Genomic DNA, 20173 nt, shown 5'->3' with positions numbered 1-20173 from the left:
TCATGAAATCAGACGTCTCGCTTCCGGCCACGGAAGCCGACGGGCGGACCGGCCGCTCCCCTCGCAGGGGGAGCGGCGGCCCCGCCCGCCCCGGTCGCCGCAAGCGTCCGTTCACCACCCGCAACGGTCTGGTCATCGCCGCCTTCATGGCGCCTGCCGTGATCTTCGTGGCGGTCTTCACGTACTACCCGATGGTCGCCGGCAGCCAGATGGCCTTCCGCCACTGGAACCTCGCGGACCTGACCGACAAGTCCTTCGTCGGCTTCGGCAACTTCAGGGCCGTCTTCACCGATCCGGCATGGGGCACGGTACTGACCAACACCCTTGTGTGGGTCGTGGCTTCGATCGTGCCGCAGTTGTTGATCGGTTTCGCGCTGGCGCTCTGGCTGCGCCGGCACTTCCGCTTCCGCGGGCTCTACCAGGCGCTGATCTTCTTCCCGTGGGCCATCTCGGGATTCCTGATCGGCATCCTGTTCCGGTGGATGTTCAACAGTGAGTTCGGGGTCGTCAACGACCTGCTGCAGAAGGCCGGACTGATCGACGAGCCCATCGCGTGGCTCGCCGAACCGAAGGCCGCGATGGCCGCCGTCATCGTCGCCAACATCTGGTACGGCGTCACCTTCTTCGCGATCATGCTCCTCGCGGCCCTCCAGTCGATCCCCGACGAGGTCTACGAGGCGGCGGCCCTGGACGGTTCGGGCAAGGTGCGCACGCTGTTCCAGATCACCATCCCGTACATCCGGACCACGCTGGCGCTCACCGTGCTGCTGCGGGTCATCTGGATCTTCAACTTCCCCGACCTGATCTTCGGCATGACCGGCGGCGGCCCGAACAACGAGACCCACATCGTCACGACCTGGATGATCACCATCACTCAGCAGGGCGACTACGGAAAGGCCTCCGCACTGGGACTGATCATCGTGGCCGGTCTGTTCGTGTTCTCGCTCTTCTACCTCATGGCCACGCGCGAGAAGAAGGAGGCGACGTCATGATCAACCGTGAATCCGCGACAGGACGCGTGATCCGGATCGGTTTTCTCGGCTTCTGGCTGATCCTGACCGTCTTCCCGCTCTACTGGATCACGATCACCTCGCTGAAGCCGCCGGGCGAGATCTTCAGCTTCCCGCTCGACTACTGGCCCAGCACGGTCTCGCTGGAGAACTACCGCAGGCTGTTCGGCAAGGCCGACTTCGGGGTGTACCTCACCAACAGCCTGATCGTCGCCACCGTCGCCGGAGCCGTGGCGACCTGTGTGGCGATGCTGTCGGCGTACGTGCTCGCACGCTTCGAGTTCCGCAGCAAGTCCGCCGTCCTCATGGCGGCACTGGTCACGCAGATGATCCCCGCCTTCATCGCGCTCGGTCCGCTGTACCTGCTGATGACCGACCTGCGCCTGGTCGACAACCGCTTCGGCCTGATCCTCGTCTACGTCGCCGTCTGTATCCCTTTCTGCACGGTGATGCTCCGCGGCTTCTTCGAGAACATCCCGGACACCTTGGAGGAGGCGGCGATGATCGACGGCTGTTCCCGGCTCAGCGCACTGTTCCGGGTGCTGCTCCCGGTCATGAAGCCCGGCATCATCGCCGCGTTCATCTTCAACTTCGTGAACTGCTGGAACGAACTGTTCCTCTCGGTCACGCTGATGAACAGCGACGCGAACAAGACCGTCCCCACGGCGCTGAACGGTTTCATCTCCAGCTTCAACATCGACTGGGGGTCCATGTCGGCCGCGGCCGTCCTGACCATCGCGCCCACCATGGTGCTCTTCGCCTTCGCCAGCCGCCACATCGTCCAAGGGCTGACCGCCGGAGCGGTGAAGGGCTGAGGCCGGGTCCCAGCGGGGCCGGGCAGGCCTCGCAGGAGACCGGGCACGCCCTGGCCCTCGTCCTCTCAGCGGCACCGCGCCGGATGTGCAACTTCCTGGACAGTCACGGGAGTTGGCCGAGCCTAGCGTGGATCGCGACAGCCGCGACGGGGCCGGCACGGGCCCGCACGCAGGTGCCCGGATTCGGCAACAGGCCCCGGAGCAGGCCGACTTGGAGATGCCGGAGAGGTTGGAGAGGGAAGCGATGACCGCAGCTCAGGAAGAGACAGGTCGGCGCACACTCACGCGCCGCGCCATGGTGACCGCGCTGGGCGCCACGGCGGTGGCGGGTGCGCTCACCGGCCGGGCCGCCGCCACCTCCGGGCGGTGCTCAGGACCGGCGTTGATCACCAGCCAGGCGCCCACCCTCCACCCCGAGGGCGTGGCCTGGGACAGCGTCCGGCGGACCTTCCTGGTGGGTTCGCTGCGGCACGGCACCGTGTCGGTGGTGGGGACGGACGGCTCCCGTCGGTGGCCGCCGCCGTGCCCCGGATCGAGGGCGCGGGCCAGCTCGTGGGCAGTGACGGCGAGCCGCCGGAGCTGTTCGGCACCGACGGCCTCGGCCCCAACGGCATCGTCTGGCACCCGGCGGGCTTCCTGCTCGTGTCGACGCACGGCAGGGGCACCCTCGTCCGTATCCCGCTCCATGCCCCGGAACACGCCGAAACTGTCGCCCTGGAGCAGCCGATCCCCGGCGCCGACGGCGTCGAACTGCGCCCCGACGGCACGCTGGTGGTGGGTTCCAACGGCGTCATCTCCTCGGGCAGCGCCGCGGTGACGGTCCTGCGGTCCACCGACGGCTGGGCCTCGGCCCGTACGGTGGCGTGCCACGCGCCGTGGCCCGACTCCAGCCCCAGCACCTCCGCGGTCACCCCGTACGGCACGTACGTACTCGACGGTCGGCTCGCGGAAATCATCTCCGGCAATCCCGTCGACGGTTTCACGCTGCGACGGCTGCCCGACTAGAAACCGGCAAGAGCCGGACAGCCAAGCAGGGCTGATGTTCCGTCAGGTCGGTGCCGAATCTGCCGTTTGACCTCTCTGTCGCCGCACGAGGTTCCTTGAGCGGCCCAACTCCCTTATTCCCGCAACCCGTTCGACATCGCGACCGCATGTGAGGTCGCCGCCGCCCGCTGCTTCCCGGCCCTCGCCGGAGGCAGCGGGCGTCGTCGTGTACGACACCGCCCTCGCCCTCCTGCCCTCAACGCAGGCCCGGCGAGGGCGTTTTCGCAGTTGGGGCGCGGTACGGGCGAACAGAAAACCGGACGGATGGCCGGTCGTCTCGGTGTCACCAACCGCTACCCGGCCATTCACGTACCCCGAACTCCGCAGTGACAAGGTCCATTTGGCACCCCTGGACCAACATGTCCACAAGAATCGCTGTGATCTAAGATCACGATGTCATACGGATCACAGTGATCGACGGCGATTGCTCGCACGGCGCGGACTTAGCGCCTAGCATCATCACGCTTGTCAGGGGGGAACAGCGAACACAACAGCCTCACTGGCATGTTGATGTTCCGCAAGTTGATTTCGCTCACATCCGTCCACACCGACCAGGAACGTCCGTACCCGTCCCATCCCGACCAACCGCATTCCAGGTGTCGCCGTGTCGCCAATACCCCGGCTCCGACCAAGCAAGGGGCCCAGGCAGGGTGTCCGCTCAGTAAGGATCTCGCGTCGTCTGATCCTGCTTGTCGCGGTCCCGCTCGTAATAGCAATTGCCTTTGCCGGGCGGGCTCTTACCCCGTCCACAGGACAGGCCGTTCAGGCCGTCCGGCTCAAGACGGCGATCGAGGCCGCCGAAGCCGCCAGTGAACTGACGTACCGCCTCCAGCGTGAGCGCGCCGAAGGGGCGGCGCAGATCACCTCGGGCGGCGATTTTGGTGAGCGTTTCGGGGAGCTCGCCAGAGCCACCGACGAGAGCGTGGCCCGGTACCGCGAAAAGCGTGCCGAGCTTTCCTCCATGCCCACCGGAACGAACGCGGCGCTCGACCGGATCGACCAGTCCCTCGGCGGACTGGCCACCCTGCGGGCCCAAGTCCGGTCCGGCAGCAGCGCGTTCTCCTCCACCGTGTTCGGCTACCGCATCGTCATCGCCGACCTCATCTCCTTCCGCGACAGCCTGGCGCAGGCCGACGGAGTCAACGCTGACGTCGCCGACCACATCCGCGCGGCGGCCGCCCTGACCGAGGGCACCGAGCACGTCGCGCAGCAGGAGGTGACCGTCGTACGGGCACTGGCCGCCGGCGGGTTCACGCCCGCGTCGCTGCGCACCTTCGAGGCCACCCGGCTCGGCGTCGCGAACGCTTACCACGACGTGGCGACGCTGGGTCCCGAGGACTGGCGGACCTGGATGGAGCGCACCCTGTCGGGCCCCAAGGCCATGGCAGCGGAGAAGCTCGCCGACCAGGTCGGCCGCAGCACCTCCGGCCAGCGGCTCAACGTCAGCCGCGCGGACTGGACCAAGGCCATGGCCGACCGGCAGGCACTGCTGCGCTCGGTGGTGGAGCGGGTCGACTCCGACGTGCTGGACGAGGTCTCGGACGAGCGCACCCGGCTCATCTGGTGGGCCGTGTCCGAGCTGGTTCTGGTCCTGCTGATGCTGGTCGGTGTGGTGCTCGTCGCCACCCGTCTGGGCCGCGACCTGATCCGTCGACTGCGTGACCTGCGCAACGCCGCACACGAGGTGGCCCACAAGCGGCTCCCCGAGGAGGTGCGCAAGCTCTCCGCACCCGGTGCCGCGGGGCGGGCGACGCCCGACCAGATCGCCGAGCGGGCCGGCCGCCCGCTGACCGACCTGGCGGACGACGAGATGGGCGAGGTCGGCCAGGCCTTCAACTCGGTGCACTACGCGGCCGTACGGCTCGCCGCCCAGCAGGCCAGGTCCCACGACCGGTTCGCCGAAACCCTGGTGACCGTCGCCCGCCGCGGTGCCCGGCTCAACTCCGTACTGACCGCCGAGCTGAGCACGGTGCAGCGCGACGAGCTCGACCCGAAGCGGATGGAGGCGCTGTTCGCGCTCGACCACCTCGCCATCCGGATGGAGCGCAACGCCAAGAACCTGCTGGTACTGGGTGGTTACGGCGGCGGCAAGGTCCGCTCGGCCGACGCCCCGTGCACCTCGGTGATCTACGCGGCCGCGCAGCAGATCGAGCACTACGGGCGGGTGAGCCTCGGGCACATCGAACCGTCGATCACCATCGCCGCCCGTGTCGTCGACGACATCGCGCACCTGCTCGCCGAACTCCTCGACAACGCCACCCGGTTCTCCCCGCCGGAGACCGAGGTGGGTGTGGCGGCCTGGAGCCTGTGGGACCGGGCCGTACTGCAGATCGTCGACGAGGGCGTCGGGATGTCCGCCGACCGCCGCGCCGAGCTCAACGCCGAACTCGCCGCTCCGCAGAGCGACATCGGCGCCGTCCGCACCATGGGTCTCCAGGTGGTCGGGCGCCTCGCGGCGCGGCTCGGCCTCCTGGTCGAACTGCGCGAGTCGTCCGGGCCCGGCACCATCGTCGAGGTGATCCTCCCGAAGGAGGTGCTCGCCGAACCCGGCACCGGCACCGAGGTGCCGCCGCCTCCGCCGGCCGGAGGCAGGGAACGCGCCGCGGAACAGCACCACGCCGCGGCCGAGGACGGCGCCACCGGTCCCGAGGCCGACGGCCCGCGCTCCCACGACGAGGAGAGCCCCGTCGAGAGCACGGTGGTACTGCCCGCTATCCGCAGGTCCGCGCCGTCCCCGGCCGGAGACGTGCTCCGCATCGACGACGAACCGCAGGGCGGCGAGGGCGACCACTCGCGTGCGGCGGCTCGGCGCACCGGCGCGGAGGTACCCGCGCCACGGGCGGGCGCCACGGTCCTCCCGCCGCACCGGCAGGAGCCGACGGCCGCACCGGCGGCGAGCGCACCGGACACGGCCACGTCAGCCAACTCGCGGCAAACGCCCGGCACTTCGCCCGATCCGGTGCGCAGCCGGATCGCCGGAGTGAGTGCCGCGGGTCTGCCGATGCGCAGACGGTCCACGCCCGCCGAGGCGAAGAAGCCCGTCTCCGTACCGCCGCGGGCGGGTGCGGCCGACGTCGCGGACAAGCCCGGGACCCAGCCGCCGAAGAAGGCCCCGCGCCGCCGGGACTCCCGGCAGGTCTCGGACGTCTTCGCGGCCTACGCGCAGGGCATCAACCGCAGTTCACGCCGAGATTCCGGACAGGAGCGCGCCACCGGCACCGAGTCCGCAGGTTCCTCCGACGACAACACCCAACGGAGCACGAGATGACCCACTCCTCCCCGCCCAGCCCGCTCGGCTGGCTGCTGACCGACTTCGCCCGCCGTGTCCCGGAAGTCACCCACGCGCTCGCGGTCTCCGTGGACGGTCTGGCGCTGGCCTTCACCGGACTCGACCAGGACGACGCGGACCGGCTCGCGGCCATCTCCTCCGGTCTGGTCAACCTGATGTCCGGCGCCGCGCAACTGCTGCGCACCGACCCGGTGGAGCACAGCCTGACCGCCATGGACGGCGGCTATCTGTTCGCGATGGCGGTCTCCAGCGGCGCCTCCCTGGTCGTCATCACCACACGGGAGGCCGACATCGGCGAGGTCAGCTACTCGATGGCGGAACTGATCGACCAGGTCGGTGAGGCACTCTCCCCGCACCTGCGCGACTCCGGCAGCCCGCAGCCCGCGTCCTGAGAGCGCCGCCCCGGCCGCATGGGCCGGGGACCCGCCGGGCAGCCGACCGGCGACGCGAACCCTCTCCCCGCTCGACGTACCACGCTCGAACCACCCCTCTTGGAGAACCGTCATGATCAACGCCCTCACCGCCCGCCGTTCCGGCCGTCTGAGAGCTCGCACGGCCGGGGCCGCGCTGCTCGCGCTGTCGGTCACCGCCGTCGCGGGGTGCAGCGGCAGCGCCGCCTCCTCGGGCGACGACGACACGCTCAAGGTGGGCATGCTGGTCTCGCTGTCGGGCACCTACGAGTCGGTCGGCAAGGACATGCGCGAGGGCTTCCAGCTCTACCTGGACACGCACGACGACAAGCTGGGCGGGCGCAAGGTCGAGCTGACCCTCGGCGACGAGGGCGACGGGGCGCCCACCGCGGTCCCGGCGGCGAACAAGCTCATCAAGAAGGACAAGGTCGACGTGATGACCGGCATCGTCGGCGGTGGCTCCTTCGCCGCCGTCCAGCCGCTGGTCACCAAGAACAAGGTCCCGCTGCTCGCCACCGGGGGCCGCCCCACCAAGTCCGACGTGAGCTGGATCTGGACCACCAGCTTCCTCTCCGAGGAGCCGGGCGGCGCCATCGCCAAGTACATCAAGGACAAGGTGAAGGGACCGGTCTACGCGATCGGCCCCGACTACCAGGGCGGCCACGACGAGATGCGCGGCTTCACCGACGCCTTCGACAAGGTCGGCGGCAAGCTCGCCAACCAGGACGGCAAGACCAGGTGGACGCCGTTCCCCAAGACCACCAACTTCACCCCGTACTTCAACGACATCGCCAAGACCGACGCCAAGGCGGTCTACTGCTTCTACGCGGGCAAGGCGGCCATCGACTTCGTCAAGCAGTACAAGCAGTCCGACGTCGCCGACCTGCCGCTGTACTCGCCGGGCTTCCTCACCGAGGGCGGCACGCTGCCCGCGGAGGGCAACGCGGCCAAGGACATCTACTCGGTGCTCAACTACGCGGCCGACCTCGACAACGAGACCAACCGCAAGTTCGCCGCCGACTGGACCGCCAAGCACGAGACGCCGCCCACCACCTACGCGATGTCCGCCTACGACGCCGCCGCGGTGCTCGACAAGGCCGTCGCCGACCTGGACAAGGACGGCAAGGAGATCACCTCCGAGACCATCAACGAGGCCATCGCCGGGCTCGGCCAGATCGACAGCCCGCGCGGCACCTGGGAGTTCAGCAAGAAGACGCACTCGCCGGTGCAGAAGTGGTACCTGCGCCAGGTGCGGCCGGACGGCAAGAAGCTGGCGAACGTCATGGTCCAGGACCTGGCGACGCTCGGTAGCTGATGGGCGCCCTCGACGCGCAGCTCGTCCCGGCGGTCGACGGGGTCGCCTACGGGCTGCTCCTGTTCGTGGTCGCCGCCGGGCTGAGCCTCGCCTTCGGCACGGCCGGGGTGCTCAACCTGGCGCACGGCACGCTGTACGCCATCGGCGCCTACACCGGCGCCGAACTGAGCGACGGCACCTGGGGCGGGCTGCTGCTCGGCCTGCTGGCCGGGACCGTGGCGGCGGGAGTGGCGGGCGCGCTGCTCTCCGTCGCCGCCGAACCGCTCTCCCGGCGGGGCCATCTGGCCCAGGCCCTGCTGACCTTCGGCCTGGCGCTGATGGGCGGCAACCTGCTCATCGCCTGGTTCGGCTCCGACGAACTGCCGGTACGGGTACCCCAGGCACTGGACGCCTCGGTGACCCTGCTCGGGCACCGCTATCCCGCGTACCGGCTCGTGTTCATCGTGATGGCGGTGCTGCTCGCGGGGATCGGTACCTGGGTGCTCACCCGCACCCGCGCGGGCGCCGCCGTACGCGCCGCGGCCGACGACCCGGAGATGCTGGCCGTCACCGGCATCAGCCCCAAGGCCGTACACACCGGTGTGCTCGCGGCGGCCGGGGCACTGGCCGGTGCGGCCGGGGTGCTCGGCGCGCCCATCATCGGCCCGGGGCCCGGCACTTCGGAGAGCGTGCTGATGCTCTCGCTGGTCGTGGTCGTCCTCGGCGGGATGCGCTCGCTGTGGGGCATCCTCCTCGCGGCTGTCGCCGTCGGCGAGGTGCAGACCCTGGGTGTCTCGCTGGCCCCGGAGCTGGCGCCCTACCTGCTCTTCGCCGCGATGGCCGCGGCCCTGATCCTGCGCCCGCAGCGCGTGACACTCGCGCAGGAGCCGCCCCCCGCGGCGGCCGCGGCCCGCCCGTCCGCCTCGGCCTCCGTCAAGGACCGGCCCGCCTCCGGGCTCTCGCTGCTGCTCGCCCGCACGCCCGGGCCGGTGCGTCAACTCGCCCCGCTGGCCGTGCTGTTGGCGCTCCTTGCCACAGCGCCCTGGGTCGTGGACGTGTACACACTCTCGCTGTCCAGCTACGCCCTGGCGCTCGGCCTGGTCGCCGTCAGCTCCACCGTCCTCACGGGGTACGCGGGGCTCCCGGTCCTCGGCCAGACGGCACCCTTCGCGGTGGGCGCGTACATCACCGCGATCGCCGCCGACGAGGGCTGGACGAACGTGGGGCCGGTCCAACTCGCCCTGGCGGGCGGCGCCGCGGCCCTGTTCGCCGCGGTGACCGGACCGGCGGTGATCCGGGCCCGGGGCACCACGGTCCTGATGATCACGCTGGCCGTCGGCGAGCTGACCAGTACCGCCGTCGCCCAGATGAAGTCCGTCACCGGCGGCACCGACGGCTTCTTCGACTTCCCCGCGACGGTGCCCCTGTGGGGCGGCGAGGAACTGTCCGACGAGGTCGCCGTCTACGGGTACGTCCTCAGCGCCGTCGCCGTCGTCCTCGTGGTCACCGTGCTCGTACTCCGGTCCCGCGCGGGCCAGTTGCTCACCGGCACCCGCAGCGCCGAGGCACGGATGCGGGCCAGCGGACACCCGGTCTCCCGCTATCTGCTGCTCGCCTACATCGGCGGCGGTGCCCTCGCGGGCGTCGGCGGTTCGCTGCTCGTGGCGGCGCAGCAGTACGTCTCGCCCGCCGATGTCGGCTTCGAGATCGCCGCCCTCGCCATGCTCGCCGCCGTCATCGGGGGCACCACCTCCGTCGTCGGCACCCTGCTCGGCGTCGGGTTGATCGTGGGCACCCGTGACTGGCTGTCGAGCGCCTGGCCAGGGCACGGTCCGCTGCTGCTCGGCGGGCTCTTCGTGGTGTCCGTGTATCTGCTGCCGCGCGGGCTCGCCGGAGTCCGGCCGCCCACGGTCCGCCGCTGGACGGCCCGGTCCCGGGAGGCCTCCTCATGAGCCACGGAGCCGGGCCGGAGCCCGCCGCGGCCACCGACCGCCGCATCGAGGCGGGGCCGGTCCCCGGCACGGCGCGTCCGGTGCTCGTCCTGGACGGGCTCACCCGGCGCTTCGGCAGCCTCACCGCGCTCGGCGGTGTCAGCCTGCGGCTTCGGGCCGGAGCACGGCACGCCGTCATCGGGCCCAACGGCGCGGGCAAGACCACCCTGCTCAACCTCATCGCCGGTACGGAACGCCCCGACGAGGGCACCGTCGTCCTGGACGGCCGCGATCTCACGCGTACCGCACCCGCCCGCCGGGCCCGGTTCGGTATCGCCCGCAGCTTCCAACAACCCACCGCCATAGGTGAGTTGACGGTGCTCGACAATGTGGTCCTTGCCGGGTGGCGGCACCGGCGAGGGCGGGAGCGCGTCGAGGCGGCCACCCGGCAACTGGCCGAAGTGGGTCTGGCGGACATGGCGCACCGAAGGGCCGCCGAGCTGTCCCACGGCCAGCGCAGGCTGCTCGACCTGGCCGCCGCGCTGTCCTGCCGCCCCCGCCTGCTGCTGCTCGACGAACCGGCGGCCGGGCTCACCGACCGGGACATCGCCCGCCTGCTCGACGTCCTCGGCCGACTGCCCGACGAGGTCGCGATGCTCCTGGTGGAGCACCACACCGAGGTGGTCGCCCAACTCGCCGACACCGTCACCGTGTTGAAGGACGGCGAGGCACTGGTGACCGCCGCCACCCGGGAGGCGCTCGGCCACCCCGCCGTCCGCGAGGCGTATCTAGGAACAGGGACCAGTCGATGCTCGAACTCAGCGGACTGACGGCCGGGTACCACGGCGGCACCGTGCTGCACGGCCTCGACCTGACGGTGCGGCCCGGCACCGTGCACGCCGTGGTCGGGCACAACGGCGCGGGCAAGACCACCCTCGTCCACACCGTCGCGGGACTTCTGCGCCCCTCCGCGGGCACCGTGGTCCTGGACGGCGTGGCGCTGACCGGGCGCAGGGCGCATCGGGTGGCCCGCGCCGGAGTCGGGCTCGTACCGCAGGGCCGCCGGGTCTTCGCCGGGCTGAGCGTCGCGGAGCATCTGCGCCTGTCGTACCGGCCGCCCAAGGACCGCGACCGCAAGGGGCGGGGCGAGGCCTGGACCCCGGAGCGGGTGCTCGAACTGCTGCCCCGGCTGGCCGAGCGGCTCGGCAACAAGGGCTCCGAACTCTCCGGCGGCGAACAGCAGATGCTCGCCCTCGCCCGCGCGCTGCTCGGCACCCCGCGGGTGCTGCTCCTGGACGAGCCGACCGAGGGACTGGCGCCCGTACTCGTCCGGCAGATCCACGAGTTGATACGGACCCTGGCGGGGGAGGGCATCGCCTCGCTCCTGGTCTCACCGAGCGCGACGCTGGCCGTCGAGTGCGCGGACGACGTCACCGTACTCACCTCGGGGCGGGCCGCCGCACGCCTGGACGGCGACGCGGTGCGCACCGACCCGGAGCCGCTGCACGCGGCGCTCGCACTCACTCCCGCCGCCTGAGTCGCACCGCCGTCTGAGCCCAACAGGCTGTTGTCCCGGGCCGGTTGGGCCCAGGGGACGGCTCGGCGGCGGGGGAGTGGGCGTCTCCGCGGCCCCCGCCGCGGGCGTTCAGCCGCGCTGCTTCAGAGCGTGGCCGCCGTACCCGCTGCTGCGGTCGGAGCCACCGTTCTGCTGGGTCCACCAGGCGTCGAAGTCCGGGGTGCGCATGGCCTCCCAGTTGGGGGTGTCGACCACCTGGACCTGCCCGAACCTTCGGCCGAGGTCGACTATCGAGGCCCCCAGCGCGGTCCGGTCCTCGTCGTAGGTCGCGGCGATCTCCTGCCAACTCCCGCCCTCGCGCCAGGAGTTCTCCAGGACCAGCGCGTCCTGCAGCGCCTTCACCGCCCCGCCGCCGGTGTGCGGCCGCGCCACGGTGGCGGCGTCGCCGGCCAGGGCCAGCCGCCCGGTCGCGTAATGCGGCACTTCCAGGTCGTAGATGGGCTGGATGAAGGACTCCTCGCGCGGGGTGCGCAGCACGCACTCGGCCCAGAACGGCGGGAAGTGCTTGCTCACCAAGTCCCGTGCGAAGTCGCTGAGTTCGGTCGTGAGACGGCCCGGCGGCAGCGAGGTCGGGGTCCGCAGATCGAGAGGGACCGCCAGGTGCTCGGGCGGGGTGGTGTACAGCACCCAGTTCACGCGGACGCCGCCCGCGCCGTCCGGGATCAGGTAGAGCACGCAGTGGCCACCGGGGAAGACCACGGTACGCAGGTCCGTCCACTCCAGGTCGGCGGCGACCTCCGGAGGGCACTCGGGGGTGCCCACGGTGGCGCCGCGCCAGCCGAGGTACCCCGCGTAAGTGGGCTTCAGGCCGGGGAACATGGTGTCCCGGACCACCGAACGGTAGCCGTCCGCGCCGATCACGACATCGAACCGCTCCCGGCCGCCGTCCGCGAACTCCAGGTCCACACCGTCCGGTTGTTCGTCGACGGACGTGACGCTCACGCCCGAGCGGTACTCGACCTGCCCCGGCACCCGGCTGCGCAGTTCGCTCCAGAGCGAGCCCCACGAGTACGCCCGGAACGGGAAGTCCTGCACGCTGATGGCACGGCCGAGCGGCGCCTCACCGTCCCGTACGGTCCACACACGGCGGTTCAGCGCGCCCCACGGGATGTCGGCGTCGACGTATCCGGCGGCCTCCAGTTCGGCGTAGCGCTGGCCCTGCAGGCTCACGCCCACGCCGCGTTCCTCGAGTTGACCGGCCGCCCGCTCGATGATGGTGACCTTGTCGGCACCGCCGCGGACCGCGGCCAGCGCCGTCGCACATCCCGCGATGCTGCCGCCCACGACGGCCACACTGCCACCAAGCATTCCGGACTCTCCCTGAATTCCTCTTCGGCGGGCCCGGCGACGCGGGCCCCTTGCGGTGTATCCCCATCCCATCACGCGCAAGTGCGCAGGGGAACAGCGGACTTGGGTCCCCTGCCGAGCAGGGGCCCGCCACCGAGGAGGCCGGAGTGCCGGAGTGCCGTGCGCCGCGCCTCAGGGGAGCGCGGGCAGGTCCTCCGGGAGGAGCAGGGTCAGATCGTCCGTGGTGGTCTCGGAGAGCTGGGCGACCCGGCCCGCGTGCCGCTCGACCATCGCCTCGAAAGTCTGGCGCGCGGTACGGCCGTTGCCGAAGGCCGGACCCTTGGGAATCGCGGTGAAGTACTTGAGCAGCGCCTCGGAGGCGGTCTCGGTGAGCCGGTACTCGTGCTCGTCGGCCTGCTGGCCCACGATGCTCAGCAGCTCCTCGGGCGCGTAGTCGCCGAAGGTGATGACCCGTGAGAACCGGGAGGCGACACCGGGGTTGACCGAAAGGAAGCGCTCCATCTCGGCGGTGTAGCCGGCGACGATCACCACCACCGCGTCCCGCTCGTCCTCCATCAGCTTCACCAGGGTGTCGATGGCCTCGCGCCCGAAGTCGCGCCCGGAGTCCTCCGGGGACAGGGCGTACGCCTCGTCGATGAACAGCACGCCGCCGCGGGCGCGTTCGAAGGCCTGCTGGGTACGGATCGCGGTCGAGCCGATGTGCTCGCCGACCAGGTCGACCCGGGAGACCTCGACCAAGTGCCCCTTCTCCAGGACCCCGAGGGCGGCGAGGATCTCGCCGTACAGGCGGGCCACGGTGGTCTTGCCGGTGCCGGGGGACCCGGTGAAGACGAGGTGGCGGCGGGCCGAGGCGGCTTTGAGGCCCGCCTCCCTGCGACGCCTGCCCACCTCGATCATGTCGGTGAGCGCCCGCACCTCCCGCTTGACGCTCTCCAGGCCGACCAGGGTGTCGAGTTCACCGAGGACCACCTCCGAGGCGCGCGAGGCGGGCTGGGGCTCGTTCTCCGCTGGCGCGGGCCGGCGCGGGGCCGGGGCGGCGCCGAGCAGCCCCTCGGTCTGCGTCGCGGCACGCACCGGTGCGCCCGTCGCGGCGGGGGCCCGTACCTCGCTGCTCTCGTCGCTGGTGCAGTCCTCGACCTGGGGACCCGAACCGGTGCCCGCCTCGCCGCCGACGGCTTCCGCAAACTCGTAACCGCCGCGGGCGCAGCGCTCGGTGCGGCAGCGCTTGAGATGCGTACGACAGCCGTCGATGACGTGGAAGCCGTAGCCCGCGCTGTCGGAGACCCGGCAGCCGTGGAAGCTGCCGCGGCCCCCGGCGGAGACGTAGAAGCCCGCCTCGGCGGGGCCGGTGACCGTACAGCGCTCCACGGTGGGATCGGCGCCCTTGGTGACGATGACCCCGGTCTGGGTGCCGTCGATGGTGCAGCCCGAGAGGGTGCCGCCGCTGCCGTGGTCACGGAACCAGGCCCCGGTCGCCGCCTCGCGGATACGGCAGTCGTCGAGCTGCGCGGTGGCGCCGTCGCTCACCGAGACCGCGGTGTTGCGTACTTGGGAGAGGTCGCTGTCGACCACGTCCGCACGGGAGCCGCGGTCCAGGACGAACAGCGCGTCCGGGACGTCGTGCACCCGGCAGGAGTCGAGCACCGCGGCGGCACCGTCGCTGATCCAGACCGCCGGATAGTCGCCGGTGCTCTCGTGGATCTCGCACTGGTGGGCGTCGACCCGGGTGCCCGGGTCCCACACCGACAGACCGTTGCGTCCGAAGCGCTGCACGGTGGAGCGGGTCAGCGTGAGCACCGAACGCGAGCGCAGGTCCACCGCGTTCTCGGGGATGTCGTGGATACGGCAGTCGGCGAGGGTGAGCACCGCGTCGGTGTCCAGGGTGATGCCGTCGGCCGTGGTGCGGTGCACGTCGCAGTCGGTGAGCTGGGCACTGGCCCGCCCGGTGACATGCACCCCCGAGCCGCGCACCTCGTAGATCTCGCAGCCCACGGCCTCCAGTACGGACTGCTCGCCGGTCGCCGAGAGACCCGCCCCGCCGGTGTGGTGCACCCGGCAGCGTTCGAACCGGGGCCGGGCGCCCGAGCGTACCGCGATGCCCGCCTGGCCCGCCGCGACGACCTCGCACTCCTCGAAGACACCGGCCGCGCCGTCGGTCACGGCGATACCGACGCCCGCCGGATTGTCGACGGTGCACTGGCGCACCGTGGGGCGCGCGCCGCCGCGCACCTCGATGCCCGCGGCGGAGCGGGTCACGACCCGTATGCCGGTCAGTTCGGGGGTGCTGTCCTCGATCAACAGGGCGGGCGCCGAGCCGTCCTGGCCCTCGATCTGCAGACCGAGGACGGTGGCCGGGGCACACACCGTCAGCGGGACGCCCTCGCTCGGCGCGATGCGCACCGAGCCCGCACCGCCCTCGCTGCCGCGCAGGGTCACCGCGCGCCGTACGACCAGGTTCTCCCGGTAGGTACCCGGCGCCACGGTGAGGACGTCGCCGTCGGAGGCGGCCTCCAGGGCGGCGGAGAGCGAGGCGTACTCGCCCGTGCGGCGCCGCCACCGCGAAGTGCCGGTGTGCGTCACCTGGACCGTGCCCTGTGCCATGGGTAGTTCTGTCCCCACCTCGTCGTACGCCCCACTGTGCTGTCGCCGAATGCCGTCGAGGCCACCGAAGCCGACGACGACTCAGCCCGGTCAACCGTAGCGCGTGAGAAGGGCGTCGCCGACCGTGGTCGGCGCCCGCTCAACTCCCGGTGCCCGTCCTGCCCCAGTCCGGCCCCGCTTTGTCCCATGCCTGGTCCCACAGGTCGTAACGGCGGCGTATCAGACGCCACATGACCAGACGCCTCACGCCCTCGGCCGCACCCACCGCGGCCAGTGCGGCACCGAATCCGGCGAGTACGGAATGGGTGGCCGCGCTCGCCCGGTTCATCGGGCGCTCCACCGGGGTGCCGTGACGGTCGGTCCAGAGCCGGAAGCGGTCGCCGGGTTCGGGCGAGCGCAGTGTCGAGGGTACGGTCCCGGTGCGCGAACTCCCGTCGGGAGTCGGCCACTTGGCGGCGACGCGGTAGCGCGGACTGCCCGCGGGGCCGGTCTCCAGGTCGACGTCGGTGTTGTGCTCCACGATCCGCAGGACGACCGCGGTCACCAGGGCGCGCTCGGAGCGCTGCCGGTCCACGACGTCCAACAGGGCCTGGTGGCACAGCGATCCGGCCACCGCTCCGGTCAGCGGCGCCGCGACGGTGATCACCACCAGGACGAGCAGGGCGATCCAGCCCTCGACGCGGTCGGTGTCACGGCACAGCGGATTGTGCCGCCAACGCCAGAGTCCCAAGATCGCACGCATCGCCCGCCCCTCCCGCCCCCCGGTGCGCCCGCGCGGGTACGCGGGCAGCAGAGGGCGCGTGGCCCCCTCGGCCCGGACCCGTCCGGGACGCCGGTGCCAAGAGTGTGCCCTGTGCCGGGGCTCCCCGGGCAGGTATCGGCGAATGACCGCCCGCGCGAGGTGGCGCGGCCGGGGCGCGCGCCGCTGGGCGGGCAGGCCGCGGGCGGGCACGGCAGGGTGCGGATCCGTGCCCGGGTGCACATGTGCCCCGCGCCAGGAGCGGCCGGTTCCTCCCGTCCGGGAGTGGACCTCGGTGTCCACTGCCCGGCAAATCCGGCCGCGCCCGTGCGGGGCGCCGTGCGTCGATCGATGTACTGGGTACCGCCGTGCCGTGCCGAACCGGCGGCCGCGAGGTCAGTACCCCCGGTACTGCTGCCGGTTGTACGGATCCTCGTAGTGCCCGGGAGCCGGAGCGGGGCGGGGTGCGGCCGGCCGCGGGGCGGCGGGACGCATCGCCTCGTATCCGGTGCCCGGCGCCATCGGGCGCTGCGGGGCCGCCTGTTGCACGGGCCGCTGCGGGGCGTGCTGCTGCCCCTGGTAGCCGCGGGCCGGCACCTGCTGCGGGATGTACGGCGCCGGAGCCTGCTGCAGACCGGAGTGCTGCGCGGGCGGGTAGCCGTACTGGGGCTGCGGGGCGGAGGGCGCCGCGGGCAGTGCGGGAAGCGCTGCCGGGAGGGCCGGCAGGTGACTGCCGGTCTCGTACGCGGCCGGGACCCGGATCGGAGCGATCTGGGGTGTGCCCCGCTCTGCGACCAGGGAGTCGTAGATCGGAGTGTCCGGGAAGGACGGCGCGGAGTAGTAACCGCCGCCATATGTGGAGCGGGGGGAGGTCATGGCAATAAGTTAAGCCCACGATGTGCTGGTTGGGGAGACCGATAAGAGGGTTGTTTTCCGAGCTCGCAGTGGCCGGGGATCCGTAATGCGAGCGAACGCGGCAAAATCGGTCGTTGTGACGTGTAGGGGTCGCGTAAAAATCAAGTTCCGCCAGTATTGCGGAAGTTGAGGTCAGGGCCCGGTGTACGGGGCTGTGCAGGGCGCTTTCGGCCTCCGGGTGCGGGGTGAAACCGGCGCCTCGGAAACGGATCTTGGGCTTCCCTGAAGACGGACATGACAATGTCGAAAAGGATCAGAAGTTCTGCGGGTCGTAGCCCTCGTACAGATCGAATTGGCCTGAAGTTCGGTATTCGGCGTGGCTTGTTCGCGGCGGCCGCAGCAGGTGCCCGTGGAGCGGTCCGTCGGCTCAGCGGTGTTCCGGCGCGGCGTCCGGCACCGGCTTCGGATAGGTCCGGCCCTTCCAGGCCGCGCCCCGGCCCCGGTAGTGCCGCACCGCGGAGTCCACCGTCATCGCCAGGTACAACAGCGCGATCACGGGCAGCAGCGGCGCGAACCACGGGGACTGCCGGTAGTAGCGCAGCATCGGCAGGTACGTCAGCGTCATCAGCAGCCAGGCCGCGCCGGCGACCGCCGCGGTGGCGCCGTCTCCCGCCGCCCACCCCGCGAACAGGCCCGCCGGTGGCGCGAGATAGACCAGCGCGAGCCCGAACACCGTGCCCACCAGGAGCAGCGGATTGTGCCGCAACTGCGCGTACGCGCTGCGCGCCACCATCCGCCACAGATCGCCCAGGCGCGGATACGGCCGCACGCTCTCCACCCGCTCGGCCAGGCCCAGCCAGATGTGCCCGCCGGTGCGCTTGACGGCCCCGGCCAGCGCCACGTCGTCGATCACCGCGTGCCGGATCGCCTCGGGCACCCCGGCCCTGCGTGCCGCCTCGGTCCGCAGCAGCACACAGCCGCCCGCCGCCGCGGCCGTGCGCGAACCCTTCCTGCCGACCCGGCGGAAGGGGTAGAGCTTGGCGAAGAAGTAGACGAAGGCGGGCACGATCAGCCGTTCCCAGGCGCTCCGCGCCCGCAGCCGCGCCATCACGGACACCAGGTCGTATCCACCGCCCTCGGCCGAGGCCACCAACCGCCGCAGGCTGTCCGGTTCATGGGCGATGTCGGCGTCCGTGAGGAGCAGATAACCGGGTCCGCCGGTCCGCGCCAGCGCCATGCCGTGCTGCACTGCCCAGAGCTTTCCGGTCCAGCCCTCGGGCGGTTCGCCGGGAGTGGAGACCGTCAGCGGCAGCCCGCCCGTCGTGCGGTGCAGTTCGCGCGCCAGCTCGCCCGTGCCGTCGGTGCTGTTGTCGTCCACCAGGAAGATCTCCGCCCGGCCCGGATAGTCCTGGGCGAGCAGCGAGGTCAGGCTGGCGGGCAGCATCTCCGCCTCGTCCCGGGCCGGTACGACCACGGCGACCGAGGGCCAGCGGGCGGGTTCCTTCGCCGGTGGCAGACGTACGTCGGTACGCCAGAAGAAGCCCTGGCAGAGCAGCAGCCACAGCCAGGCGAGCAGCGAGGCGACACAGATCCACAGGAGCACGGTCACCCGCCGCAGTCTGCCCGACGCCGTCGGGCCGCGAAGGGCGATCGACTATGGTGGCCGGGTGAAGATCGCGCTCGTGGACTCCGGCATGGGGCTGCTCCCCGCGGCCGCCGCGGTACGCCGGCTGCGGCCGGACGCCGACCTCGTCGTCTCCTTCGACCCCGCCGGAATGCCCTGGGGTCCGCGTACCTCGCAGGGCATCGCCGAGCGCGCGCTCGCGGTGGCCGAGGCTGCCGCGCGATACGAGCCGCACGCCCTGATCGTCGCCTGCAACACCGCCACCGTGCACGCGCTGCCCGCCCTGCGCGCCCGCTTCGAACCCGGTCTGCCGGTCATCGGCACCGTCCCCGCCGTCAAACCGGCCGCCGCCGGTGGCGGCCCGGTGGCCGTCTGGGCGACGCCCGCCACCACCGGCAGCCCCTACCAGCGCGGCCTGATCGCGGAGTTCGCGAGCGGTGTGGACGTCACCGAGGTTCCGTGCCCCGGCCTCGCGGACGCCGTGGAACAGGCCGACGAGGCCGCCATCGACGAAGCCGTGGCCCGGGCCGCAGGCCTCACCCCGGAGCGGGTCTCCACCGTCGTACTCGGCTGCACGCACTACGAACTCGTCGCCGAACGCATCCGCACCGCCCTGCGGCAGCCGGACGCACAGCTCGTCCTGCACGGCTCGGCCGGTGCCGTCGCCGCCCAAGCCCTGCGCCGCCTGGACGAACAGCCCGCTCCGCACGCCTCGGCGACCGGCACGGTAACGGTGCTCCTCAACGGCCGCGAGGGCGTCCTGCCCGAGGCGGCGCGCGCCTACGCCGACGGCAGGCTGCTCGCCGTTACCAGCCCGGCGTACTGAGGCGCCGCGCGCTCCGGCGGCGTACGCCCGCGCGTGGCCGGGCCCCGGTGCGACGAGGTGGCGCCCCAGGGCGTACGTACGGGCACGGCGCGCACAGCCGACGTGCCACTTCGCAGCGCAAGCCCCACCCACCCGTCTCCTTGTGCTCCGGTTATGCCCGGTTTCGACCCGACACCGGGCAAGCTGGTGCCTGGCGGGCCGTGGATGCGTACGCTCGGGAACATGAACGACCTCCACCGCCAGGGGAGCCACGGAGAGATCGAGACCTGGCACGGAAGGGCGACCAACCGTGTGCAGTGGGTGCTCGCGCTGGCCGGGGCCGGGTGTATCGCGCTCGGCATCCTGCTGGCCGTCGACTCGGCCTGGAGTTCGAGCTCGGGCGACGCCCCGCTGATCATGTCGGTCGTCGGCTGTATCGCCGCCGGGCTGCTCATCCTCTTCGGCACGCTGGCCTTCGTCCACGTCTCACTGAAGGTGGACAGCGACCATCTGGAGATCCGCTGCGGGCACATCGGCCTGCCCCGCAGACGCATCCCGCTGGACGAGGTCGTACGGGCCGACTTCGTCTCCCAGCTCACACCGCGGCACTGGGGCGGCTGGGGCTACCGCTGGCGTCCGGAGAAGGGCACCGCCGTGATCGTCCGGCGCGGCGAGGGCGTGGTGCTGGTACTCGGCGACGGACACATCTTCACGGTGACCGTCGACGACGCCGAGACCGCCGTCGCCGTCATCCGCGACCGGCTGCGCCCGCCGCGGCCCACCGGAACGCCGGTCTGACGATCCTCGGGACGCCGGTCCGGCCGTCGCCGGGACGCCGGTCCGAAGCTCGGTGCCCCCTGGCGGAGTTCGGG

The 20173-nt window shown here is 71.7% G+C and carries 16 protein-coding genes; 11 read left to right on the top strand and 5 right to left on the bottom strand.

Translation table 11 applies throughout. The features are described 5' to 3' along the window. Window positions 1-2 precede the first annotated feature (2 nt). From HUT18_RS01245 to HUT18_RS01205, 9 genes are all read left to right on the top strand, one after another. Window positions 3-992, top strand: a complete 990-nt coding sequence (locus HUT18_RS01245; RefSeq protein ID WP_176096990.1) for a carbohydrate ABC transporter permease — start codon at window positions 3-5, stop codon at window positions 990-992. Beyond that, entirely contained in the window at window positions 989-1825 is an 837-nt protein-coding gene (locus HUT18_RS01240; RefSeq protein ID WP_176096988.1) for a carbohydrate ABC transporter permease, read from the top strand. The genes HUT18_RS01245 and HUT18_RS01240 overlap by 4 nt, the downstream gene beginning before the upstream one ends. Window positions 1826-2335: 510 nt before the next feature. Next, window positions 2336-2830: a hypothetical protein gene (locus HUT18_RS01235; RefSeq protein ID WP_176096986.1), complete on the top strand. Its 495-nt coding sequence runs from the start codon at window positions 2336-2338 to the stop codon at window positions 2828-2830. Between the two features lie 643 nt (window positions 2831-3473). Next, window positions 3474-6137, top strand: coding sequence for a nitrate- and nitrite sensing domain-containing protein (locus HUT18_RS01230; protein WP_254878376.1), 2664 nt, complete (start codon window positions 3474-3476; stop codon window positions 6135-6137). Continuing rightward, complete coding sequence (locus HUT18_RS01225) at window positions 6134-6550, top strand: roadblock/LC7 domain-containing protein (RefSeq protein WP_176096985.1); 417 nt, start codon at window positions 6134-6136, stop codon at window positions 6548-6550. The genes HUT18_RS01230 and HUT18_RS01225 overlap by 4 nt, the downstream gene beginning before the upstream one ends. Window positions 6551-6662: 112 nt before the next feature. After that, window positions 6663-7883 carry an ABC transporter substrate-binding protein gene (locus HUT18_RS01220; protein ID WP_176096983.1) on the top strand — a complete coding sequence of 407 codons (1221 nt, stop codon included), beginning with the start codon at window positions 6663-6665 and terminating at the stop codon, window positions 7881-7883. Further along, window positions 7883-9814, top strand: coding sequence for an ABC transporter permease (locus HUT18_RS01215; RefSeq protein WP_176096981.1), 1932 nt, complete (start codon window positions 7883-7885; stop codon window positions 9812-9814). The genes HUT18_RS01220 and HUT18_RS01215 overlap by 1 nt, the downstream gene beginning before the upstream one ends. After that, window positions 9811-10623, top strand: a complete 813-nt coding sequence (locus HUT18_RS01210) for an ABC transporter ATP-binding protein (protein ID WP_176096979.1) — start codon at window positions 9811-9813, stop codon at window positions 10621-10623. Before HUT18_RS01215 ends, HUT18_RS01210 begins: the two co-directional genes overlap by 4 nt. After that, window positions 10602-11330 (top strand): ABC transporter ATP-binding protein, encoded by a 729-nt coding sequence (locus tag HUT18_RS01205; RefSeq protein ID WP_176096977.1) that lies wholly within the window; start codon window positions 10602-10604, stop codon window positions 11328-11330. The genes HUT18_RS01210 and HUT18_RS01205 overlap by 22 nt, the downstream gene beginning before the upstream one ends. Window positions 11331-11438: 108 nt before the next feature. Here HUT18_RS01205 and HUT18_RS01200 read toward each other — a convergent pair whose 3' ends face one another. The 5 genes from HUT18_RS01200 to HUT18_RS01180 form a co-directional block, all read right to left on the bottom strand. Further along, a complete protein-coding gene (locus tag HUT18_RS01200) occupies window positions 11439-12677 on the bottom strand; it encodes a monooxygenase (protein WP_176096975.1) in 1239 nt (412 codons plus the stop codon). Window positions 12678-12848: 171 nt separating this feature from the next. Further along, a complete protein-coding gene (locus tag HUT18_RS01195; protein WP_176096973.1) occupies window positions 12849-15278 on the bottom strand; it encodes a right-handed parallel beta-helix repeat-containing protein in 2430 nt (809 codons plus the stop codon). A 139-nt stretch (window positions 15279-15417) separates the two neighbouring features. Continuing rightward, entirely contained in the window at window positions 15418-16020 is a 603-nt protein-coding gene (locus HUT18_RS01190) for a hypothetical protein (protein ID WP_176096971.1), read from the bottom strand. Window positions 16021-16413: 393 nt separating this feature from the next. Next, entirely contained in the window at window positions 16414-16893 is a 480-nt protein-coding gene (locus tag HUT18_RS01185) for a DUF6643 family protein (RefSeq protein ID WP_176096969.1), read from the bottom strand. A gap of 406 nt (window positions 16894-17299) precedes the next feature. After that, window positions 17300-18481, bottom strand: a complete 1182-nt coding sequence (locus HUT18_RS01180; protein ID WP_176096967.1) for a glycosyltransferase — start codon at window positions 18479-18481, stop codon at window positions 17300-17302. A 58-nt stretch (window positions 18482-18539) separates the two neighbouring features. Here HUT18_RS01180 and HUT18_RS01175 point away from each other — a divergent pair, with 58 nt between their 5' ends. Together HUT18_RS01175 and HUT18_RS01170 are read left to right on the top strand one after the other, a co-directional pair. Then, window positions 18540-19322, top strand: coding sequence for a glutamate racemase (locus HUT18_RS01175; protein WP_254878375.1), 783 nt, complete (start codon window positions 18540-18542; stop codon window positions 19320-19322). A gap of 222 nt (window positions 19323-19544) precedes the next feature. After that, window positions 19545-20099, top strand: coding sequence for a hypothetical protein (locus HUT18_RS01170; protein ID WP_176096965.1), 555 nt, complete (start codon window positions 19545-19547; stop codon window positions 20097-20099). Window positions 20100-20173 lie beyond the last annotated feature (74 nt).

It is taken from the genome of Streptomyces sp. NA04227 (genome assembly GCF_013364195.1).
Lineage (GTDB): Bacteria > Actinomycetota > Actinomycetes > Streptomycetales > Streptomycetaceae > Streptomyces.
The sequence above is the reverse complement of the archived record's forward strand: the minus strand, read 5'-3'. Positions and strand labels throughout refer to the sequence as shown.

What these genes read in the sequence shown, in the direction of transcription:
- HUT18_RS01245 (WP_176096990.1), top strand. Translation starts at nt 3, where the DNA reads ATGAAATCAGACGTCTCGCTTCCGGCCACGGAAGCCGACGGGCGGACC.
- HUT18_RS01240 (WP_176096988.1), top strand. Translation starts at nt 989, where the DNA reads ATGATCAACCGTGAATCCGCGACAGGACGCGTGATCCGGATCGGTTTT.
- HUT18_RS01225 (WP_176096985.1), top strand. Translation starts at nt 6,134, where the DNA reads ATGACCCACTCCTCCCCGCCCAGCCCGCTCGGCTGGCTGCTGACCGAC.
- HUT18_RS01220 (WP_176096983.1), top strand. Translation starts at nt 6,663, where the DNA reads ATGATCAACGCCCTCACCGCCCGCCGTTCCGGCCGTCTGAGAGCTCGC.
- HUT18_RS01215 (WP_176096981.1), top strand. Translation starts at nt 7,883, where the DNA reads ATGGGCGCCCTCGACGCGCAGCTCGTCCCGGCGGTCGACGGGGTCGCC.
- HUT18_RS01210 (WP_176096979.1), top strand. Translation starts at nt 9,811, where the DNA reads ATGAGCCACGGAGCCGGGCCGGAGCCCGCCGCGGCCACCGACCGCCGC.
- HUT18_RS01205 (WP_176096977.1), top strand. Translation starts at nt 10,602, where the DNA reads ATGCTCGAACTCAGCGGACTGACGGCCGGGTACCACGGCGGCACCGTG.
- HUT18_RS01200 (WP_176096975.1), bottom strand. Translation starts at nt 12,677, where the DNA reads ATGCTTGGTGGCAGTGTGGCCGTCGTGGGCGGCAGCATCGCGGGATGT.
- HUT18_RS01195 (WP_176096973.1), bottom strand. Translation starts at nt 15,278, where the DNA reads ATGGCACAGGGCACGGTCCAGGTGACGCACACCGGCACTTCGCGGTGG.
- HUT18_RS01190 (WP_176096971.1), bottom strand. Translation starts at nt 16,020, where the DNA reads ATGCGTGCGATCTTGGGACTCTGGCGTTGGCGGCACAATCCGCTGTGC.
- HUT18_RS01185 (WP_176096969.1), bottom strand. Translation starts at nt 16,893, where the DNA reads ATGACCTCCCCCCGCTCCACATATGGCGGCGGTTACTACTCCGCGCCG.
- HUT18_RS01170 (WP_176096965.1), top strand. Translation starts at nt 19,545, where the DNA reads ATGAACGACCTCCACCGCCAGGGGAGCCACGGAGAGATCGAGACCTGG.